Genomic DNA, 22369 nt, shown 5'->3' on the forward strand with positions numbered 1-22369 from the left:
AGCAGAAGAAAAAGAGCGGTATTTATTAAATGCGTGAGTTAGGGTAAAATTTCGGCGTTTTTTATAGGAGAAAATAATGTCATTTTTTAAATATTTAGTACTCGCTTTGTTTGCAGCTAGTTGTTCAATTTCTTCTGCAATTGCAAAAGAAAATGTTTCAAAGGAAAAACCGAAAAGTGTAGAAAAAACTGCAACTGCAGAAAAAAGCTACCCTAAGTATGTTAACTATGCTATTTCTATTGATGTTGGCGATAGAGATATTGTGGTAGGTGAGGATGGTCAAGCGCTTTCTCGCTTTAAATATACCATTACGAATAAAAGTGAATTCCCGATTCAAAATATTCAATGGATGAGTGTGTATGTGCATAATCGTCAAGTTGTGCATAGCCAAGATATGCAAATAGAATTAGAAAATACCTTATTGCCAGGCAAGTCTCTGACAATCAATTTACAAATTCCATTTACTCAAATTGATGAAAAATACCGTTCAATTTTTATGAATACACAAGAACCTATTCATGTTTATAAAATTGAACGTTCAGTCATGTTTAAAGATAAGAAAGTGGTTTCTGATAATTGAATATGTATGCTTGAACAGTAATTAAAGTGCGGTTATACTAAATAAAATTTAACCACACTTTTTTTATGCTACAAGATAAAAAAATTATTCACATTGATATGGATTGTTTTTACGCATCGATTGAGATTCGTGAAAATCCTAATTTGCAGGGAAAACCTGTTGCTGTAGGCGGTTCTTCTCGTCAACGTGGTGTATTAACAACTTGTAATTATGAGGCGAGAAAATTTGGTTTGCATAGTGCAATGCCAACGGCTCAAGCCATAAAAAAGTGTCCTAATCTCATTCTCGTGCCCGTGAATATGACGTTGTATAAACAAGTTTCGGCACAAATTCATCAAATCTTCCAGCGTTACACCGATATTATTGAACCACTTTCTTTAGATGAAGCTTATTTAGATGTTACGCACTGCCAAAAATGTTCTGGCTCAGCGACTTGGATTGCGCAAGAAATCCGTCAAGCAATTTTTGATGAGTTGAATTTAACTGCCTCGGCAGGTGTGGCGCCTTTAAAATTCCTTGCCAAAATCGCTTCGGATATGAATAAACCTAATGGGCAATTTGTGATTAAGCCTAATGAAGTCGAGGAATTCATTAAAATCTTATCTTTAAATAAAATCCCTGGCGTTGGTAAAGTGACATCACAACGATTACTCGATATGGGATTAGAAACTTGTGCTGACATTCAAAACTTTGATCAAATCGTCTTATTAAATCAATTTGGTAAGGCGGGTAAACGTATTTGGGATTTTAGCCACGGCATTGATGATCGTGAAGTACAAGCCCATCGTGAACGTAAATCAGTTGGCGTAGAACAAACTTTGCTTGAAAATATTCACACAATTGAGCAAGCTTCAGCCTTATTGAATAATCTTTATGGCGAGTTAATTCGTCGCCTTGAACGTGTTAGCCGTAATATACCGTTATCTTCATTACGTAAAATTGGCATAAAGCTTAAATTTGAAGATTTTCAAGTAACTACTTTAGAGAAAACAGGTTTACCCCTTTCTTTGGAGAGTTTTCAGCAATTACTTCCTCAAATTTTTATGCGAGCAAAAGGGCGATCGATTCGTTTGATCGGGCTACATGTCAATTTACCCGAAGAAAATAAACAAGAACAAATGAGCCTCTGGTGATATAATCTCACGGTTTTTTAGGAGTCGATACCATGGAACATAAATTAGAAGATATTATCGCGATTTTTAATCAATGTTTTGAAGAGGAATACAACACTCGCTTAGTCAAAGGCGGTGAAGAACCCATTTATTTACCCGCAAATGATGACGTGCCTTATAACGCGATTTATTTTGCGCGAGGATTTTACAGCAGTGCATTGCACGAAATTGCCCATTGGTTAGTGGCAGGCAAAGAACGCCGTAAACTAGAAGATTTTGGTTATTGGTATGAGCCAGATGGACGTTCAGAAGAACGCCAGCGTGACTTTGAAAAAGTTGAAGTTAAACCGCAAGCATTAGAGTGGATTTTGGCGACGGCGGCAGGTTTTCGTTATTTTGCCAGTGCGGATAATTTGAATGGCAATCCGGGCGATACACAGCCTTTTAAACAAGCCGTGTATGAACAAGTGAAAATCTATGCGGAAAAAGGTTTACCAAAACGAGCTGAAACGTTACGCCATGCTCTTGCTATGTTTTATGGCACAGAAGATCGTATTGATTTAAGTAAATTTGATGTGACACGTATTTAAAGAGCGGTGATTTTTAACCGCACTTTTGACACTGTCAATTTTCCCTAAAATCGGCTAGAATACGCCGATTTTATTTTCGGTGACTTACAAATGATGAAAGATTCCATTATTGCAAAATTAGAAAGTTTAAAAGAACGTTATGAAGAGCTAGAAGTCTTATTGGGCGATGTTTCTGTAATTAGTGATCAGGATAAATTCCGTGCGTATTCTAAAGAATATTCGCAACTTGAAGAAGTGGTGAAATGTTTTAATCGTTGGATGCAATTAAATCAAAATATTGAAGAAGCTGAAATATTGCTGGATGATCCTGAAATGAAAGAAATGGCGCAAATGGAAATCGAAGAATCCAAAGCGGAAATTGAAGAAGTGGAACAACAACTTCAAATTCTTTTACTACCGAAAGATCCTAATGATGAATATAACTGCTATTTAGAAATCCGTGCGGGAACTGGCGGTGATGAAGCGGGTATTTTTGCCGGTGATTTATTCCGCATGTATAGCCGTTATGCTGAAAGTAAACGTTGGCGTGTAGAAATGCTAAGTGCTAATGAAAGTGAGCAAGGCGGTTATAAAGAGGTGATTGTTAAAGTCACTGGAGAAGGTGTGTATGGTCAGTTGAAGTTTGAATCTGGCGGTCATCGTGTGCAACGCGTACCAAAAACTGAATCGCAAGGGCGTATCCACACTTCTGCTTGTACTGTCGCGGTAATGCCAGAATTGCCAGAATCTGAAATGCCAGAAATTAATCCTGCAGATTTACGTATTGATACTTATCGCTCATCAGGTGCAGGTGGTCAGCACGTAAATACGACGGATTCTGCGGTGCGTATTACACATATTCCAACAGGTATTGTGGTGGAATGTCAGGATGAGCGTTCACAGCACAAAAATAAAGCGAAAGCAATGTCGGTATTAGCATCACGTATTGTTCAAGCAGAGCAAGAACGCCAAGCTGCAGAACAAACAGATATGCGCCGTAACTTATTAGGTTCGGGCGATCGTTCTGATAAAATTCGTACATATAATTATCCGCAAGGTCGAGTGACTGATCATCGTATCAATCTCACTATTTACCGTTTGGATGAAGTGATGAATGGTAAAATTGATGAACTGATTCAGCCGATTATTACCGAATATCAAGCGGATCAGTTGGCGGCATTGTCTGAACAGAATTAATGATAGGGGCATCTGATTTCAGATGTCCTTTTTAACTTTACAGGGAAATAAAATGATCATTGAAAATCAAAAAGATGCGAAATTTTCTTCTGTTTTCAAACCTTCTCAACCTGCTCAAGCAAGCCGTTTTAAACGTTGGCTTGCAAGTATGATTAATGGGCTTGTGCTTTGGGTGATGGTTGGTCTCGGTTTTGCATTGGGGGATTTTGCCGGTGTAGTGGGGACGATTGTATATGCTGGTTTTCAGTTATATTTCATGAAAACTTATGGTCAAACAATGGCAAAACGCTGGTTAGGCTTACGTGTATTTAATTATCATACCCATCAACCCGTTGAATTTGGTAAATACATCGGTCGCGAAATTATTGATATTTTATTAGCGTGGACAAGTTTCTTATTGATTATTAGCGGTATTGTTGCACTTGTGCGCGATGATCGTCGTTCTTTAACTGATTTAGTGGCTGGCACGATTGTGTTAAAAGACGAAAAATAATGAATTATAAAGAATGGCTGGCACAAGCAATTGCGGATTTGGCACAAAAAAATCCCACTGAAAATAGTAAAATTGATGCGCTTGTGCTTCTTCAACATGCTACTGGCAAATCGCGTACCCAAATCCTTGCTTTTGATGATAGCGAAATTGATGAGAAAGTGCGGTTAAATTTGATCGCACTTTTAGATCGTCGTCTAAAAGGTGAACCTATCGCTTATATTCTTGGCGAAAAAGAATTTTGGTCGTTGCCATTAAATGTCTCAAAAGGCACCTTGATTCCAAGACCAGATACCGAAATTTTAGTGGAAAAGGCATTACAAATTGCTTTGGAAAAACTGGAAAAAAATCCACCGCACTTTCGTATTCTTGATCTTGGCACAGGCACAGGCGCTATCGCGTTAGCATTAGCATCGGAGCTTTCCTCTATTTGTCAAAAACAACAGATTTCATTAGAAATCATTGGAGTTGATCTTATGCCCGATGTTGTGGCGTTAGCTCAATCTAATGCGGAAAGAAATAACTTAAATGTACAATTTTTACAGAGTAGTTGGTTTGAAAATATAACAGGGCAGTTTGATCTTATCGTCAGCAACCCGCCTTATATTGATGCGCAAGATGAACATTTAGGTCAAGGCGATGTGCGTTTTGAACCACTTTCTGCATTAGTTGCCAATGATGCCGGTTATGCTGATTTACGTCATATTATTGAATTAGCGTCGAGTTATTTGAACTCTAATGGCGCATTACTACTTGAACACGGATGGCAACAAGGCGAAAAAGTGCGGTCAATTTTCCAAGAAAATCATTGGGAAATGGTTGAAACCGTGCGTGATTATGGCGACAATGAGCGCGTCACTTTAGGTTTTTGGAAGAAGTAATGAAATATTATCGACGTGCGTTATACGATCAATTTGTGCATTTTTATAATACCATCTCAGATGATGGATCATCAGAAGCACAAATTCGGGGAAAAATTGGCGGGTTTGTACGTCGAGCGCGTAAAGAAATTTCGCCAGATTGGCCGAAAGAAGAGCAGATTCATCAGTTACTACAGCTATTTTATGGTGATTGGGGCTTTCATTGCGATCCAGAAGAGTATTTCTATACACGCAATTTATATTTGCCTTATGTGTTGGAGCATCGTCAAGGAATGCCAGTGACGCTTGGGGCAATTGTGCTTTATTTAGCCGAGGTATTGGATTTGCCTATTTACCCCGTAAATTTCCCAACACAACTCATTTTACGTGCCGAAGTAAGAGATGAAGTAGCTTTTATTGATCCTTGGGATGGCACTTATATATCGCAAGAAAAATTGCAGCAACTTTATGAAGGGGCATTTGGCTTTGGTGTGCAAATTCAACCTGAAGAACTTGATAGAGCCGATCTTTCCTTGCTTTATTCTCGTTTTGAGCAACTGGCGAAGAATGCGCTTATCCGCGAAGAACATAACGACATGGCATACCGTTATATTGAAAATTTATTGATTGGTAATGATAAAGATCCTTATCACATCCGTGATCGCGGTTTAGTTTTAGCTCAGATGGGTGCTTACCCTTCGGCATTAAAAGATTTAGAATTTTTTGTAGAACGTTGTCCGGAAGACCCGACTGCGGCCTTAATCCGAACTCAACTTTTAGAACTAAAGGGCGAGATTGATAAAGATCCTTTTGCCCTCCATTGATTTAAGGAAAATTTATGCAAAATAAAATTGTAAAAATTGGCAATATTGATGTTGCAAATGACAAACCTTTCGTGCTTTTTGGTGGAATGAACGTACTTGAAAGCCGAGATATGGCAATGCAAGTCTGTGAAGCTTATGTGAAAGTGACAGAGAAACTTGGAGTGCCTTATGTGTTTAAGGCTTCTTTTGACAAAGCGAATCGTTCGTCTATTCATTCTTACCGTGGCCCAGGTATGGAAGAAGGCTTAAAAATTTTTCAAGAATTAAAAGATACCTTTGGGGTAAAAATTATTACTGATGTACACGAAATCTACCAATGTCAGCCTGTTGCTAATGTTGTCGATATTATTCAACTTCCCGCCTTTTTGGCGCGTCAAACAGATCTCGTTGAAGCCATGGCAAAAACAGGTGCAGTGATTAATGTGAAAAAACCACAATTCTTAAGCCCGGGTCAAATGGGTAATATCGTGGAAAAAATCGAAGAATGCGGTAATGATAAAATCATTCTTTGTGATCGCGGTACAAACTTTGGATACGATAATTTAATTGTGGATATGCTTGGCTTCAGCGTGATGAAAAAGGCATCTAAGGGCAGCCCGGTTATTTTTGATGTAACCCATTCACTTCAATGCCGTGATCCATTTGGGGCCGCATCAGGTGGCCGTCGCGCGCAAGTAACCGAATTAGCGCGTTCTGGTTTAGCGGTAGGAATTGCTGGTTTATTCTTAGAGGCGCATCCAAATCCAAATCAAGCGAAGTGTGATGGCCCATCTGCATTGCCTCTTTCTGCACTTGAAGGCTTTGTCTCTCAAATGAAAGCGATTGATGATTTAGTAAAATCTTTCCCAGAATTGGATACTTCAATCTAAGAAAATATTTAAGCAAAAGTGCGGTTAATTTTGACCGCACTTTGATCTGCACCCCAAAACCTGGACACCTAATTTGAGGTGCAGATTATGTCCTACTCTTATCAATTTCGTTTGAAAATTATCAAACTGGTCACCGAACAGGATTATGGTATCCGTGAGGTGGCTAAACTTCATAAAATTTCCCACTCTCTCGTTATTTATTGGCTAAAAGCATTTCGGGAAAGAGGGCTTGATGGCGTAAAATCGACTTATACAGGCCTTCAAACACCGAAAATAGTAAAGCCAAAAAATGAAAAAGAAAGGCATTGAAATTCCAGAAACCACAGACTTTTCACCTAAGCGTTTAAAAAGCTGCAACGAGAGCTCGCCTTGGCTCGTGCGGAGATTGCTTATCTAAAGGAGTTGGAGGCGCTCGACCGTCAAAAACAACGACAGAAAAAAGAAAAATCATTGAAAGCTTGAAGCCAAACCACGCGTTAAATGATTTATTTCGAGTGGCTAAAATGCCTCGCTCAAGCTTTTACTATAAAGAGATTAAGCGAAACTATTACGAAGCTAAAGAAGCTATTTTATCGCTGTATAAAAAGAACAGAAAACGAGATGGTTATCACCCAATGACGTTTAAATTATGCCAAATGGGTTTTAATTTGAATCATAAAACGGTGTTAAAGCTAATGAACGAGTTAGGTATTCATTCCATTTTACGCAAGAAAAGACATTGAAAACGAGGAAAAACATCGCATATTGCCCCGAATTTGCTGGATTGTGATTTTACAGCAACGGCACTCAATCAAAAATGGGTAATGGATGTAACGGAATTTCAGGTTGGGCAAGAAAAGCTTTATTTTTCAGCGTTGATGGACTTGGCTAACCGAGAAGTGATTGCCTATAACTTTTCAATACGCCCCAAATTTTCATTGGTGAAAAAGATGTTAGCACAAGGACTTAGTCGGCTTAAACCGACAGAATGCCCGATTATTCATAGCGACCAAGGCGTATTGTATGGCACGGCGGAATGGATGAAAATGTTGGAGGGTAAAGCGGTGCAAAGTATGAGCCGCCGAGGAAATTGCTACGATAATGCGGTGATTGAAAGTTTTTTTGCGATATTAAAATCAGATTGTTTTTACTCACAGACTTATCATTCAATTGCTGAATTACAGGCTGAAATTGAAGAATATTTAAGTTAACTAACCTGTCCAACTTTTTTGGGGGGGCAGATCGCTTTTTCCGCTAATTTTTACTTTATCCAACAGCGCTGTATAATGTCACGCTTTTGAATATAAACGATATGAGGGGGAAGCTCATGATTAAAATCGATACCTTACCGCAATTTTTACGTAACAAAGTGGCGGAAAACGATGCCTTTGGTCTCGTGGAAGGCTTGTGCCAATTATTACGTAGCAGCCCCACAGAAAAAATTGCTCCGACTTTGCATTTGTTTAAGTTTATCTTAAAGAACGATAAAGAATTAGGCTGTTCTGTTTCGAAATTATTATGTGGTTGGTTATGTGGTTTACGCCTTTACCCCTTGTTTATTAGTAGCGGTATCCTTACACGTGGCGGTTTTGGACAGGAGATGAAAACACGTATTTATGAGCGTTTTAACCCCTCTTTTAAAGATATTAATGATTTACGTGATATTTTTTATTTATTATTTAGAGATAAAAATGATGCACGCTGGATTGATGCTGTTCCTTTAAAAACGTGGCGAGGTGTATTTGGCGTCTTAACCCGTTGTACAGAACAAAAAGATAGTGAGCGTTTAAAAAATCATATTGAAAGTGAAGGGTTATTTGCCATTGAGATGCTTTCAATTTGGATTGCTGCTGAAGATATGGATCCTGAGCTGATGCGAATGGAGCCTTCTCTGTTGAATGCAGATTCCCCTTTTGTGGCATTGCACCATGAAGTGGTGAATTGGTTACAGGCGCACCGCCAATCAACCGTTTTTGATGATAGCCATTTACAGGTAATGTTTAACCAATGTAAAAAATTGGTTGAGCGTTTGCAAAAACGTGGAGCAGTGGTGGGCTCTTCTTTAAATACGGCTTATTTATTGGAGCGTCTTTCTCAGACCTTAGAACGATTAGAAATCTTGATGGCGATTTTTGTTTCAAATCGCTATTTACCACGCCGAATATTGTTATTAACTGGCTGTTTTGCCCGCACAGCAGCAGAAAAACATAGCATTACCCGATTATGGAAACAAAGCTCTAGATTAATTTCACGTAGCATTACCCAAAATGCGGGCGATCACGGCGAGCATTACATTACTCGAGATAAAAAAGAGTATTGGGCAATGTTTTATTCTGCGGCAGGTGGTGGTGTATTAATTGCACTGATGGCGCTATTTAAAATCTATCTAGGCAGCATTATTGATGACAAAGTCTGGAAAGGGCTTGCCGAAGGCTTAAATTACGGCTTAGGTTTTATGGTGATCTTTATGTTGCATTTTACGGTAGCGACGAAACAGCCTGCCATGACTGCAGCCCGTTTTGCTGAGGCTGTTGAGAAAACGCCTCAAGGTAAAAGCGTCAATATGAAATTAGCTCAATTATTAGTGGATGTATTTCGCTCTCAAAGTATTGCGGTGCTAGGTAATGTCCTCATTGCGATGGGCTTAGCCGCATTGATTGCGTTTGGTTACCAATATAAAACAGGTGAGCCATTGATGAATGCTGATCAAATTGCTTATCAGTTGCATAGCATTGATCCTTTTGCGGGAACCTTATGGTTTGCAGCCATTGCGGGGGTGTGGTTATTCTGCTCAGGGATTATTTCAGGCTATTTTGATAACCGCAGCAATTATTTGAATATGCGTATTCGTTTAACCCAACATCCGTTATTGAAAAAATTAATGTCTGAGAAATTTCGCGTTAAATTTGCTAATTATATGCATGAGAATTATGGCTCGCTTATCGGTAACCTTTGCTTTGGTATGCTGCTTGGTATTACGGGTGTGGTAGGTTACTTAATGCACCTTCCGTTAGATATTCGTCATGTGGCATTTTCATCTGCGAATGTAGGCTATATTGCTGTGAGCGGACAATTCACCTATTCATTGCTTTTACAATGCATTGGTTTTGTATTGTTGATTGGTTTAGTTAATTTAATTGTCAGTTTTTCATTAACGCTTTGGGTTGCACTGCGTTCTTTGAATGCGGAAATTGATAGCTGGTGGCCAATTTGGTATGAAGTTTGTCAAATTGTAAAAAAACGTCCATTAAGCTTATTTCTTCCTATTCAATTAGATAAATAATCGGCTTAAGTGATCTGTACCCCACTCTCGGACTTATCACTCAATCGCTAAATTACAGGCTAAAATTGAAGAATATTTAGTGTATTACAACCAAAAACGAATTAAACTTGCTTTCAAAGGATTGAGTCCAGTGTAATACCGAGCTCAATATTTAAGTTAACTAACCTGTCCAACTTTTGGGGGGCAGATCACTTTGTATATAAAAGTAGAAATGATGAATATCGTCTTTTTAGATAGTACGGCTATCCCTAAACATATCCCTATTCCTCGTCCAAGTTTTGCGCATACTTGGACTGAATATGAGTATACTTCTTATGCTGAAACGATTGAACGAGCGAAAGATGCTGATATTGTTATTACGAGCAAAGTCATTTTTGATCGAGAAATGTTAAAACAATTACCTAAGTTAAAGTTAATTGCGATTACTGCAACTGGTACAAATAATGTTGATCTTGTGGCTGCAGAAGAAATGGGCATCGCCGTGCGCAATGTGACAGGTTATTCCAGCACAACAGTACCAGAACATGTCATGGGATTAATTTTCGCTTTAAAACACAGTTTGGCAGCTTGGTTACGCGATCAAACGGAAGCAAAATGGGCGGAAAGTAAACAATTTTGTTATTTTGATTACCCAATTACAGATGTGCGAAGTTCGATATTAGGCGTATTTGGTAAAGGTTGCTTAGGGACAGAAGTGGGGCGTTTGGCTAATGCCGTGGGAATGAAAGTGCTTTATGCAGAACATAAAGATGCCACTTTTTGCCGTGAAGGTTATATGCCCTTTGAGGAAGTCTTAAAACAAGCGGATATTGTGACGTTGCATTGCCCATTAACCGAAACAACCAAGAATTTAATTAATGCAGAAACTTTATCTAAAATGAAAAAAGGTGCATTTTTGATTAATACAGGGCGTGGGCCTTTGATTGATGAACTTGCATTAGTTGATGCGTTAAAAACGGGGCATTTAGGCGGAGCGGCTTTGGATGTAATGGTAAAAGAGCCACCAGAAAAAGATAACCCATTAATTTTAGCTGCAAAAACTATGCCTAATTTAATTATCACTCCGCATATTGCTTGGGCGAGTGATAGTGCAGTGACAACATTAGTTGGCAAAGTAATGCAAAACATCGAAGAATTTGTACAACAATTAAATCAAAAATAATGAATTTTCCTATTTCTCTTTATATTGCACTACGTTATTGGCGTGCTAAAAGTGCGGATCGTTTTGGCCGATTAGTGACTAATCTAGCAAGCCTAGGGATTGTGCTAGGTGTGATGGCATTGATTATCGTGCTTTCTGTGATGAATGGATTAGAAGGTTACCAAAAACAACAGGTGCTATCTTCCATTCCTCACGCGATTGTGAGTGAAGAACAGCCCATTTCTACAGAAAAAACATTAGAAAATTTACCGCACTTTATCCAAAAAGCGGTGCCGATCAATACAACAAATGTGATTTACCAAACGACAAAAGGCGTGAGTGCAGGACAAATCATTGGTATTCAATCATTTTCTGATGATCCTTTGGTTGAATCTTTTGATCAGACTAAATTTAATGAAATTTTACCGACTGGTGAATTTAAATTGGTCATTGGTGATAAACTGGCACAAAAATTGGGCGTGAATATTGGGGATAAAATCCGTTTGATGATTACGGAAAATAGCCAATATACACCATTCGGTCGCGTGCCAATGCAGCGTTTATTTACGGTTAGCGATATTTATTATGATTATGGCGAAGCATCGGGTTATGAAGCCTTTGCTAATATTACAGATATTGGTCGCTTAATGCGTATTCAACCTCAGCAAGCGCAAGGGTATCGTTTATTTTTGAATGATCCGTTCCAAATTACAGAACTCCCACAACATTTCCCAACACAAAAAATCACGGATTGGCGCGTACAAAAAGGTGAATTTTTCCAAGCAGTGAGAATGGAAAAAAATATGATGGGATTGCTGATTAGTTTGATCATTGTCGTGGCGATTTCTAATATTGTCACCTCTTTAAGTTTAATGGTGGTGGATAAACAAGGGGAAATTGCGATCTTGCAAACTCAGGGCTTAACAAAATCCCAAGTGCGTTCAGTGTTTATTTATCAAGGATTACTGGTGGGATTTGTTGGCACATTGCTCGGTGCTATTTTAGGTGTTTTAGTCACCTTGAACTTAACGGAGATTGTAAGTGAGGTAAATCCACAAGGTGTTTTTTTACCGACAGAATTGTCTTTTATTCAAATGATTTTTGTCATTGGATTTTCCTTGTTGCTTTCTTTACTTTCTACCCTTTATCCCGCTTATCGTGCAGCGAAAGTCGAACCAGCAGCTGCCTTGCGATACGAATAAGTTTTTAATGGTAAATGAATGATGGATGAACAATCAATTTTAGCTTTTGATACACAACATATTTGGCATCCTTATTCTTCAGTTTCTTCTGATATGCCGCTTTATGCGGTAGAACGTGCAGATGGCGTGATAATAACCTTAAAAGATGGTCGTCGTTTGATTGATGGCATGTCTTCTTGGTGGGCGGCACTGCATGGTTATAATCACCCTCGTTTAAATGCAGCGGCACAGAATCAGTTGGCAAAAATGAGCCATATTATGTTTGGCGGATTTACACATGAGCCGGCGGTGGAATTAGCGAAATTATTGGTAGAGATCTTGCCGGAAGGGCTAGATAAAATTTTCTTTGCTGATAGTGGTTCAGTTGCAGTTGAAGTGGCGATGAAAATGGCTATTCAATATCAGCACGCTAAAGGGGAAGTACAACGACAAAAATTCGCCACCATCCGTTCGGGCTATCATGGCGATACTTGGAATGCGATGTCGGTGTGTGATCCAACCACAGGGATGCATCATTTATTTCATCATAGCCTGCCCGTACAATATTTCCTCCCTCAACCCAATATTCCATTTAATGAATCTTGGAATGATTGTGTGATGGAACCTTTAGCTGATTTACTTAAGAAAAAAGGGAGCGAAATCGCCGCACTTATTTTAGAGCCTGTCGTGCAAGGTGCGGGCGGCATGTATTTTTATTCGCCAATTTATTTAGTGAAAGCGCAAGCGCTTTGTAAACAATATGGTGTATTGCTAATTTTTGATGAAATTGCTACAGGTTTTGGCCGCACCGGGAAATTATTTGCTGCCGAGCATGCTGGGATTTCGCCAGATATTATGTGTATCGGTAAAGCCTTAACCGGTGGTTATTTAACTTTATCGGCAACCATTACGACTACTGAAATTGCGCACACTATTTGTCGCGGTGAGGCTAAATGTTTTATGCATGGACCCACTTTTATGGCAAATCCGTTGGCTTGTGCGATTGCTGCAGAATCTATCCGTTTATTGTTGGAAAGCCCTTGGCAGCAAAATATTCAGCGAATTGAATCTTCCTTAAAACAACAGCTTTCACCTTTAGCTGAAAAAGATTATGTAAAAGACGTTCGCGTATTAGGGGCGATTGGGGTGGTTGAAATGAAAAGTGCGGTAAATATGAAAACTTTGGTCCCACGTTTTGTGGAACAAGGTGTTTGGATTCGACCTTTCGGAAAATTGGTTTATGTTATGCCACCCTTTGTGATTAAAGATGATGAACTTCAGAAATTAACGGAAGGCATGATTCTGGCTTTAATTCAGGAATATGAACATTAGGATAAAAAATGGATGCTTTTAAACAGCAACTGGAACAGCTTAGCGCAAAAAATCAATATCGTTCAATTCCAGACTTAGTTCATCAAGGACGATATATTACGCGAGAAAATCGCAAAATGTTGAATATGTCATCTAATGATTATTTAGGTTTGGCATCAAATGAAAATTTGCGCCAGTCTTTTTTACAGCAATATGGCGATAATTTCCCTTCTTTTACCAGTTCTTCGTCTCGTTTATTAACGGGAAGTTTTCCTGTTTATACCGATCTTGAGCTGCTTATTGCTCAACATTTCCAACGAGAAAGTGCTTTATTATTTAACAGTGGTTATCACGCCAATCTTGGTATTTTACCAGCGTTGACGACAACAAAAAGTTTAATTTTGGCAGATAAATTAGTGCATGCGAGCATGATTGATGGCATTCGTTTAAGCCAATGTGAGTTCTTTCGTTATCGTCATAATGATTATGAACATCTAAAAAATCTGCTCGAAAAAAATGCTGGAAAATTTGACCGCACTTTTATTGTGACAGAGTCCGTTTTTAGTATGGATGGCGATATAGCTGATTTGAAGTATCTTGTTCAATTAAAAAAACAGTTTCCCAATACTTATCTTTATGTGGATGAAGCCCATGCAATAGGCGTTTACGGTAAAAATGGATTAGGTATTGCCGAACGAGCTAATGTGATAGCTGATATAGATTTATTGGTTGGCACTTTTGGCAAAGCCTTAGCTTCAATGGGGGCTTATGTCGTCTGTGATCAAATATTAAAAGAGTGTTTAATTAATCAAATGCGTCCATTGATTTTTTCAACCGCACTTCCGCCATTTAATGTGACCTGGACTCATTTTATTTTTGAACGATTACCACAACTTTCAAAAGAAAGAACGCATCTTGAGCAGTTAAGTGTATTTTTACGTCAAGAAGTGGAGCATAGAACCCAAATAATGCCAAGCCAAACTTGCATCGTTCCCTATATTTTAGGTGAGAACGAAACAACCCTTACCAAGGCGAAAGATCTGCAAGAGCAAGGTTATTATTGCTTGCCGATTAGGCCACCGACAGTACCAAAAGGTACATCCAGAATACGATTGTCTTTGACGGCAGATATGACAATGGATGAAGTAAAACAGTTTGTGTCATGCTTATAAGGAAATAATGTGAAAACGAAATTTTATGATCATCAAGGTGAGCATTTAATAGTTTATTTTGCTGGCTGGGGAACACCTCTTGATGCTGTGGCTCATTTGATTTTGCCAACAGATCATGATTTATTAATTTGCTATGATTATCAAGATTTGAAGTTAGATTTTGATTTTTCTGCCTATCAGCAAATTCGTGTAGTGGCATGGTCAATGGGTGTTTGGGTGGCAGAGCGAGTATTACAAGGAATCACCTTACAATCTGCCACAGCAGTGAATGGAACAGCTTTACCTTGTGATGATAGCTTCGGTATTCCTTATGCTATTTTTAAAGGTACGTTAGATAATCTTACAGAAAATACTCGTTCAAAATTTGAACGTAGAATCTGTGGTGACAAAGTATCTTTTGAACGTTATCAGCAATTTTCTGCACGACCATTTAACGAAATTCATCAAGAACTCACCGCACTTTTTGCGATGATTCAGCAGGATAAACGCACAGATTTTATTAACTGGACAAATGCATGGGTTAGTTCTCGCGATAAAATTTTTGCGCCAGCTAATCAGCACCAATATTGGGCATCGCGTTGTGCCGTTCAGGAAATAGAGGGTGAGCATTATGTGTTTTCAAGATTTACCCACTGGTCGGCATTATGGAATCATTAACTTCCGTAGATAAATCGCGTATTCAACACGCCTTCCAAAAAGCCTTAAATAGCTATGATGAACATGCATTAATTCAACAAAAAATGAATATTAAGTTAATGACACATTTGCAAGACTATTTACCAAATGGGTCACTAGATAGTGTTTTGGAGCTTGGTTGCGGGTCTGGTATATTGAGTTCATTGTTGCAAAAACAGATTTCAGCCAATTATTGGTTATTTAATGATTTGTGCGATGTGCGCGCTCTACTCACTGAAAAGCTGATTCAACCCTTTGATTTTTATTGTGGTGATGCAGAGAACTTTCATTTTCAACGACGATTTGACTTGATTGCTAGTGCATCAGCCGTTCAGTGGTTTCATCATCCTGACAATTTTATTTCCCATTGTAAAACAGGATTGAAACCTAATGGTTTATTGGCAATTACGAGCTTTGGTGAAGATAATTTAAAAGAGATACGCCAAATGACGAATGTGGGGTTAAGTTATCATAATTTATCTCAATGGCAAAATTGGTTAGCCAATAATTTTGAGCTTTTATGGTGTGACGATTTTACTGTAATACTAGAGTTTGATACGCCATTGGATGTACTCAAACATCTGAAATATACCGGTGTGACAGCGACTAACCAGAAAAATTGGACAAGAAAGAATCTCAACAAATTTATTGATGATTACTTGAAGGCTTTTAGTTTGCCATCGGGTAAAGTGCGGTTAACTTATCATCCATTGTTTTTTATCGCACGTTATTCTCGTGCTGGAAATTAGTAAGGCGTATTTATGGGCAAGGTTATTTTTGTATCGGGCATTGATACCGATGTAGGTAAAACGGTTGCAACAGGCATTTATGCTAAAAAGTTGATGGAACAAGGCTTTTCCGTTATTACACAAAAAATGATTCAAACAGGCTGTAAAAATATCGCTGATGATTTGCTTGTACATCGAAAGATTCAAGGTATTGATTTGACGGAAGAAGATTTACAAGGCGACACCTGCCCTTATCTTTTTGAATATCCTTGTTCTCCTCATTTAGCGGCAAAGCTCGAAGGGCGAGAAATTAATGAAAAAATTATTAAAAAATCAACCGCACTTTTGGCAGAAAAATATGATTATGTATTGTTGGAGGGAGCGGGAGGATTAATGGTGCCTTATTGTGACGATGCGACGACGTTAGATTATACCCAGTCAAATAATTACCCTTTGATTTTAGTGACATCGGGAAAATTAGGTAGTATTAACCACACATTATTAAGTTTGGAGGCCTGTCGTTCTTATGGTGTGTCAGTACTAAGCGTAATGTATAACGGTTATCCAGAATACGATCCTATCATTAGTCAAGAGACGCAAGGTTATTTAAAGGGTTATCTTAAAAAATATTTTCCTGAAACGGGATTTGAATACTTTGGGCGAATTGAAATTTAAGCTTAGGGAAAAGTGTGATAGACTCGCGCCAGTTTTTAATGAGATGATTTGCTGCTAAAGTGCGGTTAAAACGAGTAAAAAATGAATAACTATTTATTAAAATGCGAAAATATCAATAAATTTTACCAAGAAGGTGAAAATCAAACGCAAGTGTTAAAAGGCGTTTCTTTTTCTATGGAACCTGCAGAGTTGGTTGCGATTGTGGGGAGTTCAGGTTCAGGGAAAAGTACTTTATTGCATACTTTAGGGGGCCTTGATCAGCCAAGTAGTGGGGAAGTGTTTATTAATGGGCAATCCTTGCAAAAAGCATCGGCTAATGAATTAGCGGCTTTGCGTAATCGTTATTTAGGATTTGTGTATCAATTCCATCATTTAATGGCGGATTTTACCGCACTTGAAAATGTGATGATGCCGATGTTGATTGGTCATCAAAATAAAACAGAAGCGAAAGATCGTGCTGAAAAAATGCTAAGTGCGGTGGGCTTAAGCCATAGAATTACGCATCGTCCATCAGCGCTTTCTGGAGGGGAACGTCAGCGTGTGGCGATTGCGCGGGCTTTAGTGAATAATCCATCGTTAGTTTTGGCGGATGAGCCCACAGGAAATCTCGATCATAAAACCACAGAAAGCATTTTTGAACTTATTCAACAACTTAATCAAGAGCAAAATATCGCTTTTTTATTAGTCACTCATGATATGGGGCTTGCTGAAAAATTATCACGCCGTTTAGTGATGCAAGACGGCATTTTGAAGGAAGGTGCATAATGAATACGCCTTTTTTCATTAGTTGGCGTTATCAACGAGGTAAGCAGAAAAATCCTTTAGTTGCGTTAATTGCAAAATTTTCTGCAATTGGCATTGCATTGGGTGTTGCCGTTTTAATTGTTGGTTTAAGTGCGATGAATGGTTTTGAGCGTGAGCTTAATCAACGAATTCTTGCTGTGGTTCCACATGCAGAGATTTTATCTGCGCCCAATGCGACGGATCCAACCATTCACCATTGGCTAAATTTGGAAAAACGCTTACAACAAAATGCCCAAATTAAAGGTATTTCCCCTTTTGTTAGTTTTACTGCATTGGTAGAAAATGGCTCAAAACTGAAAGTAGTTCAGGTGAAGGGCATTGAAAAACAAGCAGAAGATCGTGTGAGCTCTCTTGGTAATTTCGTACAAGAGCAAGGCTGGGATAAATTTGGGAAAGAAGGCGGATTAGTCTTGGGATCGGGTATTGCTAGAGAACTCGATGTAAAAGCAGGTGATTGGGTTACCTTACTTATTTCTCAGCAAAACGGCGATGAACAACTTGCTCAACCAACTCGTGAACGTGTGCAAGTCACAGCAATTTTGCGTTTAGATGGGCAACTTGATTACAGTTATGCTTTATTGTCGCTTGCTCAAGCACAAGAATTTTTAACTTATAAATCTGATCAAATAACAGGGGTTGAATTGAAATTAGATGATCCTTTTTCTGTAAAAAATTTGGATTTATCTATGCTTAATGATTATCCGCAGATGCTTTATATTCAAAACTGGATTGGTAAATTTGGTTATATGTATCGTGATATTCAGCTTATCCGAACAGTGATGTACATCGCGATGGTGCTCGTGATTGGGGTGGCATGTTTTAATATTGTTTCTACGCTGATTATGGCGGTAAAAGATAAGCAGGGCGATATTGCCATTATGCGCACGCTTGGAGCGAATAATGCTTTCATTAAACGTATTTTTATTTGGTATGGCTTACAGGCTGGAATGAAAGGTTGCTTAATTGGTATTGTGTTAGGCATTATACTTGCATTAAATCTGACAACTTTTATTCAAGGCATTGAGTGGGTTATCGGTAAGAAATTGTTATCGGGCGATGTGTATTTTGTCGATTTTTTGCCAAGCGAGTTACATTGGTTGGATGTTTTGATGGTTTTAGTTGCAGCGCTTGCATTGAGTTTAATTGCTAGTCTTTATCCAGCAAGTAGGGCCGCTAAATTACAACCAGCTCAAGTATTAAGTAGCCATTAATTTTGTGAATACCGCATGAAAGTGCGGTATTTTTAATATTGTAAGAATCTGCTTTCAATTACTTATATGAAATTTATTTCTTAAAACCATAAGAAAATTCATACATATCTAGATGGCTAAAACTTCAATCGCTAGATATTCTTTGTTAGAATCGGCCGCATTTCATTTAAAATTTAATTATAGGAAAGCATCATGAGCAAATTATTTCCAAATGCCAAAATTCGAACTCAAGCCCCTTATCGTTTTGATATTGTCGGGAGCTTTTTACGCCCAGAAACATTAAAACAAGCACGCCATCAATGTAGCTGTGGCGACATTTCTTGCGCCGACTTAACTCAAGTAGAAGATAGTGAAATTTCAAAATTAGTTGAGCATCAAAAGTCAGTGGGATTATCTGCTGTAACAGATGGGGAGTTTCGTCGAACTTTCTGGCATCTTGACTTCTTAGCCGCTTTAGATGGTGTAAAAGAAGTGGATGTAGAAAAATTTTCGGTACAATTTAAGCATCATAGTGTCCGCCCAAAAACTTTACGTATTGTTGATAAAATTGATTTTTCTGAGAATCATCCATTCATAGTACATTATCGTGCTTTACAAAAAATTTCAGGTGAAACAGAAGTAAAATTAACCATTCCTTCTCCTTCCATGTTGCATTTAATTTGTACAGTACGTGAAACAGATTATCATCCTATTGCACGTTATCAAGATAATAATCAATTATTACTTGATGATATTGCTGATGCTTATATTAAAGCAATGAATATCTTCTATGCTGCAGGCTGTCGCAATTTGCAATTGGATGATACAAGTTGGGGTGAGTTTTGTGCTGAAGATAAACGCAAGGCCTATACAGAGCGAGGTTTAGATCTTGATCAAATCGCAAAAGATTATGTCTATATGATTAATAAAATTGTTGCTGCTAAACCAGCTGATCTAGCTATTACAATGCATATTTGTCGAGGTAATTTCCGTTCTACTTGGTTCTCTGCTGGTGGTTATGAACCTATAGCAGAAATCTTATTTGGCCACTGTAATGTAGATGGTTTCTTCTTAGAATATGATAGTGATCGTGCGGGTGATTTTAAACCGTTACGTTTTATTAAAAATCAGCAAGTTGTTCTAGGATTAGTGACATCCAAATCAGGTGACTTAGAGAATCGTGATGAAATTATTGCACGCATTAAGGAAGCAAGACAATATGTCGATATTAATCAGCTTTGTTTAAGTCCTCAATGTGGTTTTGCTTCTACAGAAGAAGGCAATATTTTAACTGAAGAACAACAATGGAAAAAATTAGAGTTTATCCGTGACATCGCTGAAGAGGTCTGGGGAAAATAAATATATTTATTTCCAATGTTATATAAAAATAGCCGCATAAAGTGCGGCTATTTTTTTACTTGTTTTAAATATTCTAAAAAATTGCTTAAAACCTGTTCTATATCAAGAAAACCATAAAATTAATAAGACTATTTTTCTTATTTAGTCGTATTATATTACTCGGAATGATTAATTCATTCTGGTTATCTACAATAAGGACATTATTATGGCAATTAAAAAAGTGATTACTGTCTGTCCGTATTGCGCTTCAGGTTGTAAGATCAATCTATTGGTTGAAAACAACAAAATTGTGGGTGCTGAAGGTGCAAACGGTAAAACAAACGAACGGGAGCTTTGCCTGAAAGGATATTATGGCTGGGATTTTGTGCATGATACAAAAATCCTCACTCCTCGCCTAACTCAACCGATGATTCGCTACAAACGTGGCGAGCCGTTCACGCCAGTGAGCTGGGAAGAAGCTATTTCCTATTCTGCAAAACGTCTACAGGAAATTAGAGAAAAATATGGTAACGAGTCAATTATGGTAACGGGTTCTTCTCGTGGACCAGGTAACGAAGTGAATTTCGTTATGCAAAAATTTGCTCGTGCGGTATTAGGTAATAACAACATTGACTGTTGTGCGCGCGTATGACACGGCCCTTCTGTAACAGGTCTGCTCAAATCGGTCGGTAACGGCGCGATGTCCAACTCAATTGTTGAGATTGAAGACACTAAATGCGTATTTATCTTTGGCTATAATGCCTCAACGTCTCACCCTATTGTGGCGCGTCGTATTAACCACGCAAAAGCAAAAGGGGCGAAGATTATTGTTTGTGATCCTCGTAAAATTGAAACCGCTCGTATTGCTGACATTTATGCGCCTCTTGCCAATGGTAGCAATGTCGCATTTTTGAATGCAATGATGAACGTGATTCTTGAAGAAGGATTACAAGATCAAAAATTCATCGATGAACATACCGAAAATTTCGATGCGTTCTATGAAACTGTAAAAGCTTATACACCTGAATCAACTCAACATATCACTGGCATTGAGCCTGAAATGTTGAGAGAAATTGCCCGCACTTATGCGAAAGCTGAAACTGCGACAATTCTATGGGGTATGGGGGTATGTCAGTTCCGTCAAGGTGTGGAAACTGTACGTGCGTTGGCAAGCTTGGCAATGCTTACTGGTAACTTAGGTAAACCAAATGTTGGTGTAAACCCTGTGCGTGGGCAAAACAACGTACAAGGCGCATGTGACATGGGGGCTTTATATAATACTTTACCTGGTTATCAAAGCTATGCGGATCCAGAAATCAACGCTAAATTTGCGAAAGCATGGGGCGTACCATCTATTCCAACCAAACCAGGTGTACCATTGAGTGAAGTGCCACATGCAGTGGCAGAAGGTAAACTCAAAGCATTCTATATTATGGGTGAAGATACTTTACAAACTGAACCTGATTTGAATGCCATGAAACAAACTTTTAAAGATCTTGAGTTTATTATTGTTCAAGATATCTTTATGACTCAAACGGCAGCAGAAGCGGATGTGATTTTACCAGCAACATCTTGTGCTGAACACGAAGGTGTTTATAGTGCAGCTGACCGTGGTTTCCAACGTTTCTATAAAGCGGTAGATCCTGTTGGTGATGTGAAAGACGACTGGGAAATCATTAGTCTTATGGCACAGGCTTTGGGTTATCCAATGCATTACAACAATACCAAAGAAATTTGGGATGAGTTGCGTGAGCTTTGCCCAATTTATAAAGGTGCAACTTACGAGAAAATGGAAGGCTTGGGTTATATTCAATGGCCATGTACAGATGAAGGCCCTGAAGATCAAGGCACTACATACTTATATGAAGGTCAAATCTTCGACCGTCCAAATGGTAAAGCTGAATTCTTTGCTTGCGATTGGGAACCACCAATGGAAGAAGTTTCTGAAGAATATCCATTAGTGCTTTCTACTGTGCGCGAAGTTGGTCACTATTCTTGCCGTTCAATGACGGGTAACTGCCGTGCACTTGCTGCATTGGCTGATGAGCCAGGATTTGTTCAAATGAACGACCAAGATGCGAAAGCTTTAGGCATTAAGAATAATGAGCTTGTTTGGATTTCTTCATCTCGTGGTAAAGTTATATCTCGTGCTGATGTAAGTTCTCGTACTAATAAAGGTGCGTGTTATATGACTTACCAATGGTGGATCGGAAAATGTAACGAACTCACTGCTGAACATTTAAATCCGGGATCTCGTACTCCGGAATATAAATACAGCGCGGTGCGTATCGAAAAAATTGAAGATCAACGTTGGGCTGAGCACTATGTTGTAACTGAATATACTAAGCTCAAATCACGCTTAAAAGAAACCGCACTTGTGGCTTAATTATC

General features: G+C 38.5%; 21 protein-coding genes and 3 pseudogenes. All 24 read left to right on the forward strand.

Features of this window, described 5'->3' with window-relative positions; all coding sequences use genetic code 11:
* Positions 1 to 76 precede the first annotated feature (76 nt).
* The 24 genes and pseudogenes from LIX50_RS01955 (at position 77) to fdhF (ending at position 22364) form a co-directional block, all read left to right on the forward strand.
* Complete coding sequence (locus tag LIX50_RS01955) at positions 77 to 580, forward strand: hypothetical protein (protein ID WP_140523344.1); 504 nt, start codon at positions 77 to 79, stop codon at positions 578 to 580.
* Between the two features lie 65 nt (positions 581 to 645).
* A complete protein-coding gene (gene dinB, locus LIX50_RS01960) occupies positions 646 to 1713 on the forward strand; it encodes a DNA polymerase IV (protein WP_140523347.1) in 1068 nt (355 codons plus the stop codon).
* 32 nt (positions 1714 to 1745) lie between these two features.
* Complete coding sequence (locus tag LIX50_RS01965) at positions 1746 to 2282, forward strand: elongation factor P hydroxylase (protein ID WP_048953958.1); 537 nt, start codon at positions 1746 to 1748, stop codon at positions 2280 to 2282.
* A 93-nt stretch (positions 2283 to 2375) separates the two neighbouring features.
* Positions 2376 to 3458, forward strand: coding sequence for a peptide chain release factor 1 (prfA, locus tag LIX50_RS01970; RefSeq protein WP_048954301.1), 1083 nt, complete (start codon positions 2376 to 2378; stop codon positions 3456 to 3458).
* A gap of 52 nt (positions 3459 to 3510) precedes the next feature.
* Positions 3511 to 3951 (forward strand): RDD family protein, encoded by a 441-nt coding sequence (locus LIX50_RS01975; protein WP_048953957.1) that lies wholly within the window; start codon positions 3511 to 3513, stop codon positions 3949 to 3951.
* Positions 3951 to 4829, forward strand: a complete 879-nt coding sequence (prmC, locus tag LIX50_RS01980; protein WP_048953956.1) for a peptide chain release factor N(5)-glutamine methyltransferase — start codon at positions 3951 to 3953, stop codon at positions 4827 to 4829. Before LIX50_RS01975 ends, prmC begins: the two co-directional genes overlap by 1 nt.
* Positions 4829 to 5632 carry a SirB1 family protein gene (locus tag LIX50_RS01990; RefSeq protein WP_048953955.1) on the forward strand — a complete coding sequence of 268 codons (804 nt, stop codon included), beginning with the start codon at positions 4829 to 4831 and terminating at the stop codon, positions 5630 to 5632. Before prmC ends, LIX50_RS01990 begins: the two co-directional genes overlap by 1 nt.
* Before the next feature lie 14 nt (positions 5633 to 5646).
* A complete protein-coding gene (gene kdsA, locus LIX50_RS01995; RefSeq protein ID WP_048953954.1) occupies positions 5647 to 6501 on the forward strand; it encodes a 3-deoxy-8-phosphooctulonate synthase in 855 nt (284 codons plus the stop codon).
* 87 nt (positions 6502 to 6588) lie between these two features.
* A pseudogene (locus LIX50_RS09530) lies at positions 6589 to 6963 on the forward strand (transposase).
* Between the two features lie 41 nt (positions 6964 to 7004).
* The gene (locus tag LIX50_RS02005) at positions 7005 to 7223 is read left to right on the forward strand and encodes an IS3 family transposase (protein WP_111407306.1); all 219 of its coding nucleotides are present in this window, start codon (positions 7005 to 7007) and stop codon (positions 7221 to 7223) included.
* Between the two features lie 15 nt (positions 7224 to 7238).
* Positions 7239 to 7691, forward strand: a pseudogene (locus LIX50_RS02010) (IS3 family transposase); the annotation flags it as partial.
* Between the two features lie 116 nt (positions 7692 to 7807).
* Positions 7808 to 9763: a site-specific recombinase gene (locus tag LIX50_RS02015; RefSeq protein ID WP_048952631.1), complete on the forward strand. Its 1956-nt coding sequence runs from the start codon at positions 7808 to 7810 to the stop codon at positions 9761 to 9763.
* 37 nt (positions 9764 to 9800) lie between these two features.
* Positions 9801 to 9899: pseudogene (locus LIX50_RS09580) on the forward strand (IS3 family transposase); the annotation flags it as partial.
* Between the two features lie 78 nt (positions 9900 to 9977).
* Entirely contained in the window at positions 9978 to 10925 is a 948-nt protein-coding gene (locus LIX50_RS02025; RefSeq protein WP_048952630.1) for a 2-hydroxyacid dehydrogenase, read from the forward strand.
* Entirely contained in the window at positions 10925 to 12106 is a 1182-nt protein-coding gene (locus tag LIX50_RS02030; protein WP_048952629.1) for a lipoprotein-releasing ABC transporter permease subunit, read from the forward strand. The genes LIX50_RS02025 and LIX50_RS02030 overlap by 1 nt, the downstream gene beginning before the upstream one ends.
* Before the next feature lie 21 nt (positions 12107 to 12127).
* Positions 12128 to 13417, forward strand: a complete 1290-nt coding sequence (gene bioA, locus LIX50_RS02035; protein WP_048952633.1) for an adenosylmethionine--8-amino-7-oxononanoate transaminase — start codon at positions 12128 to 12130, stop codon at positions 13415 to 13417.
* Positions 13418 to 13425: 8 nt separating this feature from the next.
* Positions 13426 to 14568, forward strand: coding sequence for an 8-amino-7-oxononanoate synthase (gene bioF, locus LIX50_RS02040; protein ID WP_048952628.1), 1143 nt, complete (start codon positions 13426 to 13428; stop codon positions 14566 to 14568).
* 9 nt (positions 14569 to 14577) lie between these two features.
* Positions 14578 to 15225 carry a DUF452 family protein gene (locus LIX50_RS02045; protein WP_048952627.1) on the forward strand — a complete coding sequence of 216 codons (648 nt, stop codon included), beginning with the start codon at positions 14578 to 14580 and terminating at the stop codon, positions 15223 to 15225.
* The gene (bioC, locus tag LIX50_RS02050) at positions 15213 to 15992 is read left to right on the forward strand and encodes a malonyl-ACP O-methyltransferase BioC (protein ID WP_048952626.1); all 780 of its coding nucleotides are present in this window, start codon (positions 15213 to 15215) and stop codon (positions 15990 to 15992) included. The genes LIX50_RS02045 and bioC overlap by 13 nt, the downstream gene beginning before the upstream one ends.
* A gap of 12 nt (positions 15993 to 16004) precedes the next feature.
* Positions 16005 to 16646 carry a dethiobiotin synthase gene (bioD, locus tag LIX50_RS02055; protein ID WP_048952625.1) on the forward strand — a complete coding sequence of 214 codons (642 nt, stop codon included), beginning with the start codon at positions 16005 to 16007 and terminating at the stop codon, positions 16644 to 16646.
* Between the two features lie 81 nt (positions 16647 to 16727).
* A complete protein-coding gene (gene lolD, locus LIX50_RS02060; protein WP_046939375.1) occupies positions 16728 to 17411 on the forward strand; it encodes a lipoprotein-releasing ABC transporter ATP-binding protein LolD in 684 nt (227 codons plus the stop codon).
* Positions 17411 to 18661: a lipoprotein-releasing ABC transporter permease subunit LolE gene (gene lolE / locus LIX50_RS02065; RefSeq protein ID WP_048952624.1), complete on the forward strand. Its 1251-nt coding sequence runs from the start codon at positions 17411 to 17413 to the stop codon at positions 18659 to 18661. The genes lolD and lolE overlap by 1 nt, the downstream gene beginning before the upstream one ends.
* Before the next feature lie 192 nt (positions 18662 to 18853).
* Positions 18854 to 19999, forward strand: coding sequence for a 5-methyltetrahydropteroyltriglutamate--homocysteine S-methyltransferase (locus LIX50_RS02070; protein ID WP_048952623.1), 1146 nt, complete (start codon positions 18854 to 18856; stop codon positions 19997 to 19999).
* 211 nt (positions 20000 to 20210) lie between these two features.
* A complete protein-coding gene (fdhF, locus tag LIX50_RS02075) occupies positions 20211 to 22364 on the forward strand; it encodes a formate dehydrogenase subunit alpha (RefSeq protein WP_080351508.1) in 2154 nt (717 codons plus the stop codon).
* The last annotated feature ends 5 nt before the right edge of the window (positions 22365 to 22369 follow it).

This window comes from Haemophilus sp. Marseille-P9675 (genome assembly GCF_916862695.1).
Classification (GTDB): domain Bacteria; phylum Pseudomonadota; class Gammaproteobacteria; order Enterobacterales; family Pasteurellaceae; genus Haemophilus; species Haemophilus haemolyticus_K.

What these genes read in the sequence shown, in the direction of transcription:
- LIX50_RS01955 (WP_140523344.1), top strand. Translation starts at nt 77, where the DNA reads ATGTCATTTTTTAAATATTTAGTACTCGCTTTGTTTGCAGCTAGTTGT.
- dinB (WP_140523347.1), top strand. Translation starts at nt 646, where the DNA reads ATGCTACAAGATAAAAAAATTATTCACATTGATATGGATTGTTTTTAC.
- LIX50_RS01965 (WP_048953958.1), top strand. Translation starts at nt 1,746, where the DNA reads ATGGAACATAAATTAGAAGATATTATCGCGATTTTTAATCAATGTTTT.
- prfA (WP_048954301.1), top strand. Translation starts at nt 2,376, where the DNA reads ATGAAAGATTCCATTATTGCAAAATTAGAAAGTTTAAAAGAACGTTAT.
- LIX50_RS01975 (WP_048953957.1), top strand. Translation starts at nt 3,511, where the DNA reads ATGATCATTGAAAATCAAAAAGATGCGAAATTTTCTTCTGTTTTCAAA.
- prmC (WP_048953956.1), top strand. Translation starts at nt 3,951, where the DNA reads ATGAATTATAAAGAATGGCTGGCACAAGCAATTGCGGATTTGGCACAA.
- LIX50_RS01990 (WP_048953955.1), top strand. Translation starts at nt 4,829, where the DNA reads ATGAAATATTATCGACGTGCGTTATACGATCAATTTGTGCATTTTTAT.
- kdsA (WP_048953954.1), top strand. Translation starts at nt 5,647, where the DNA reads ATGCAAAATAAAATTGTAAAAATTGGCAATATTGATGTTGCAAATGAC.
- LIX50_RS02005 (WP_111407306.1), top strand. Translation starts at nt 7,005, where the DNA reads ATGCCTCGCTCAAGCTTTTACTATAAAGAGATTAAGCGAAACTATTAC.
- LIX50_RS02015 (WP_048952631.1), top strand. Translation starts at nt 7,808, where the DNA reads ATGATTAAAATCGATACCTTACCGCAATTTTTACGTAACAAAGTGGCG.
- LIX50_RS02025 (WP_048952630.1), top strand. Translation starts at nt 9,978, where the DNA reads ATGAATATCGTCTTTTTAGATAGTACGGCTATCCCTAAACATATCCCT.
- LIX50_RS02030 (WP_048952629.1), top strand. Translation starts at nt 10,925, where the DNA reads ATGAATTTTCCTATTTCTCTTTATATTGCACTACGTTATTGGCGTGCT.
- bioA (WP_048952633.1), top strand. Translation starts at nt 12,128, where the DNA reads ATGGATGAACAATCAATTTTAGCTTTTGATACACAACATATTTGGCAT.
- bioF (WP_048952628.1), top strand. Translation starts at nt 13,426, where the DNA reads ATGGATGCTTTTAAACAGCAACTGGAACAGCTTAGCGCAAAAAATCAA.
- bioC (WP_048952626.1), top strand. Translation starts at nt 15,213, where the DNA reads ATGGAATCATTAACTTCCGTAGATAAATCGCGTATTCAACACGCCTTC.
- bioD (WP_048952625.1), top strand. Translation starts at nt 16,005, where the DNA reads ATGGGCAAGGTTATTTTTGTATCGGGCATTGATACCGATGTAGGTAAA.
- lolD (WP_046939375.1), top strand. Translation starts at nt 16,728, where the DNA reads ATGAATAACTATTTATTAAAATGCGAAAATATCAATAAATTTTACCAA.
- lolE (WP_048952624.1), top strand. Translation starts at nt 17,411, where the DNA reads ATGAATACGCCTTTTTTCATTAGTTGGCGTTATCAACGAGGTAAGCAG.
- LIX50_RS02070 (WP_048952623.1), top strand. Translation starts at nt 18,854, where the DNA reads ATGAGCAAATTATTTCCAAATGCCAAAATTCGAACTCAAGCCCCTTAT.